The sequence below is a fragment of the Herbaspirillum sp. WGmk3 genome, assembly GCF_023952535.1.
GTDB lineage: Bacteria > Pseudomonadota > Gammaproteobacteria > Burkholderiales > Burkholderiaceae_D > Herbaspirillum > Herbaspirillum huttiense.
This window is the reverse complement of the sequence record NZ_JAKYWT010000053.1, coordinates 1-276: the sequence shown is the minus strand read 5'-3', so window position 1 is coordinate 276 and position 276 is coordinate 1. Positions and strand designations below refer to the sequence as shown.

The window sequence follows — 276 nt, the reverse complement described above, 5'->3', positions numbered from 1 at the left end:
GGTAGGGGTCACAGGTTCGAACCCTGTACCGCCCACCACGCCGGCAGGCGTGGACCCGAAGGACCCCGTGAACCCCTGGCCCCGGTCAGGGGTTTTTCGTTTTCCGGGGCGGCGGTACGCCCGCGCGCGTCCGCGAGACGTGCGCGTGCCCCGGCACATGCCAGCGCCAGGGCAGTTCGACGGCGTGGCGGATGCCCACCCGCGGACCGACGGCCGGCGCGTCCGGAGGCGGCATGCCGTCCGAGGCGATCCAGATGCCGCGGTCCGGCCGGACCA

At 74.3% G+C, this 276-nt stretch carries 1 pseudogene; it reads right to left on the bottom strand.

Features of this window, described 5'->3' with window-relative positions:
- Positions 1 to 85 precede the first annotated feature (85 nt).
- Positions 86 to 276: pseudogene (locus MKD49_RS25905) on the bottom strand (DNA-3-methyladenine glycosylase); the annotation flags it as partial.